The sequence below is a fragment of the Streptomyces albiaxialis genome (genome assembly GCF_039530985.1).
GTDB classification, from domain to species: domain Bacteria; phylum Actinomycetota; class Actinomycetes; order Streptomycetales; family Streptomycetaceae; genus Streptomyces; species Streptomyces albiaxialis.
The window spans coordinates 1-2597 of sequence record NZ_BAAAPE010000042.1 but is presented as its reverse complement, the minus strand read 5'-3'; the positions used below and the strand labels follow the sequence as shown (position 1 = coordinate 2597).

The 2597-nt window shown below is 70.8% G+C and carries 3 protein-coding genes; all 3 read right to left on the bottom strand.

Annotated features, from left to right (window positions below):
* Positions 1-121: 121 nt before the first annotated feature.
* Positions 122-1732, bottom strand: a complete 1611-nt coding sequence (locus ABD343_RS40805) for an exonuclease domain-containing protein (RefSeq protein WP_344535942.1) — start codon at positions 1730-1732, stop codon at positions 122-124.
* A complete protein-coding gene (locus ABD343_RS40800) occupies positions 1729-2112 on the bottom strand; it encodes a hypothetical protein (RefSeq protein ID WP_344535941.1) in 384 nt (127 codons plus the stop codon). The genes ABD343_RS40805 and ABD343_RS40800 overlap by 4 nt, the downstream gene beginning before the upstream one ends.
* Positions 2109-2597, bottom strand: a 489-nt coding sequence (locus tag ABD343_RS40795; RefSeq protein ID WP_425578395.1) for a hypothetical protein, incomplete at its 5' end; no start/stop codon positions are given. The genes ABD343_RS40795 and ABD343_RS40800, both read right to left, overlap by 4 nt.

Below are 2597 nucleotides of genomic sequence, written 5' to 3'. Positions count from 1 at the left end.
TCCGCAGGCTCCGGCCCCCGGCGGCGCGCGGCCCACCGTGAACGCCGACCGCCCGGAGGGATCCCCCACCACCCCGGGGGAAGCCGTGCGCGAAGGGCACCCACCGCCGCCCGCCAACGGTTCAGGGATGGTGGCGCCGCCCGCGTCCTTCGGCCATCGTCTCCAGCAGAGCCCTACCCGCCTTACAGTCCCCCATGGCCCGGTGCGGCCCGTCCAGGCTGCGGCGGCCGTGCGAGTAGAAGCGCGAGCGGGCCGCCATCAGGCACTCCCAGGAATTCGGGTCGGCTAGGTGCATCGGCCGCTTCCCCACTTGCTCCGTGTGGGCGAGGACTCGCCCGTAGTCGAAATCCGAGTTGTACGCGAGCACCATACGGCCCTTGGTCGCCTTGCGGACCTTCGGAAGTACCTTCTCCCACGACGGCGCGTCTGCGAGATCGGCCAGCGTCAGACGGTGCTTGAAATAGGCGTCGGGATGGATGGTCACCCCGTCCGTGGGCTTGACCAACGTGTCCACCAGCGGCCGCCCGGTTGCGGCGTCCATGACCGCGATCTCGATGATCTGTCCGTCCAGGCTCGTCGTCTCGGTGTCGAGAATGACGGCTGCTCCGGGAGCCAGCATCGCGCGCGCCCAGCGGACCACCGAGCCCCACTCCGCGCCGAGCTCGACCGCTTCCCGGTATGGCCCCATGGCGGGATCAGTCGCGAGCGCGGAACGTACTTGTTCCCGCGTCGGCTTGCCGTCGATCCGGTCCCAGTCGAGTTCCCAGAAGTCGTCGGGATTGTTCCAGTGGGCCCACACCTCGACCCCTTCGCGGGTGGCGAGTTCGGCGGCGAACCGGTGGATGGCCTGCGCCCGGCTCTGCTCCCGGTGCGCGTACTCGCGCAGCAGGGACGGCTTCCCCCTGGGAACGGCCCGGACGTCCTCCCAATTCAGCCCGGGGGCGGGTGGCTCGTCGCGCAGAGCCTCCACGTCCCCGGTGCGGTACATCGGCACGTCCACGACCTTGTACTTCCCGGTCTGCACCTCGCGGACCTCGACGGGCTCGATCCATCCGGCGGCGACGACGTAATCCCAATCCGTCCGGCGAAGCTCCAGGATGCCGGCGGCCTGGTCGGGGCCGACAAGCCGGTCCGCGGCCACTTGGGCGGCGGCGTCCTCGTCCTCCTGGAGCGCGGCGACGTCCGCGCGAGAGAAGCGTCCGAACCGGCCCGGTGCGATGCCCCGTTCTTCCGCGACACGGGAGAGCTCGGACACCCTCCAGCCGAGTTCGTCGGCGGCCTGGCGGCGGTCCATGCTGGCCGCGTTCCACGCCCGGCGCTCGGCCACGATGGCGGCGAGCTCGTCGCCGTGCTCGCGGGCGTATGCCTTGGCGTCCTGCACGCTGTAGAGCGGCCAGTCTTTGTACGTGTCGAGCTGGCGGAGGTGCCCGGCGGTCACGATGACCTCGACGTCGGCGCGGTCGACGCCCTCGACGCCGGTTTCGGCCTCCAGCAATTCGGCGATGCGGTTTGCGCCGAGCGCTTCGGCGGCCTCGATCGCGGCCAGGATGCGCGGCACCTGTGCGGCGAGCTCGTCGGCGACGTCCCTGCGCCATCCCTTGGCCGTGCAGCGCGCGGGGATGGCACCGAGCTCCACGGCCCGCATGACTTGCCATTGCAGGATGCCGAGTTCGTCGGCGAGCTCGCGGCCGTTGACGACGGCGGGACGCTTCTCGGGGCTCGTGTCGGTCACTGCTCGGCCTCCTGGCGCTCGCGCTCGATCGCTTCCAGGTGCCGGGCCTCGATCGTGACCGGTCCGTACAGCATCACCCGGTCGTCGTCCCGACGGGGGCGGTCCGCCGAGCGCTGGCCGGTGAGTAGGTGCGGGGCGAGCTGGAGTGCCTGCCATACGGCATGGCACTGGGCGGGGGTGCCGGTGATCCGGACCTGTGCCGCTGACAGCTCGTACGGGTCGGTGTCGGCTGCGGCGGGGGCCGACGGCTGGTGTGCGGCGGCTTCCTCCGGCGTGCAGAAGACGCGGGTTGTGCCGTCCGGGCGGGTGATGACGCCTTGCTCGGGTTCGACGGTGCGGCTGCACGCGGCGCACACTCCCCGAAAGCGGTTGGTCCTCATGCGGTGGATCCCTCCTCGGGTGAATTCTTCGACTGGTCCTCGTCCGGCATCGGCACGCTTTCCTGCCCCGTAACCGGCCCCTTCAGCGCCTCGGTGTCGTCCTCCTTAACCGTGGATTTCCGAGGCTTCTTGGCGCGTGTCTGCGTGGCCTTGCGCTGCTTCGGTGTCTCGCTGTACGTGGCCTTCTCCTCGGCGAGCTGGTCGGCCAGTTCATCCCGGCGCTTCTCGGCCTGGCTGGCGCGGCGGTCGGCGGATTCGATCCGGCGGTCCGCGCGCTTCTCGGCCTCGTCGGCGCGGGCTCGCTCCTCCGCGATCCGCTCGCGGGTGGTCGCCAGCGTCTCCCGCATGTGCCCGAGCTCTCCGTCCGCGTGTTCCCGCGCCCGACGCTCCTCGGCAAACTGGTCGCGCAACTGCTCCACCATGTTGGCGAGCCGTTCGCGTTCGGTCTCCGCCTTCGTCCTTGCCTTCTCCGCCTCGGCGCGGAC

Bases quoted from the DNA above. Each gene is read 5' to 3' on its own strand.
- ABD343_RS40800 (WP_344535941.1), bottom strand. From the start codon at position 2,112: ATGAGGACCAACCGCTTTCGGGGAGTGTGCGCCGCGTGCAGCCGCACC.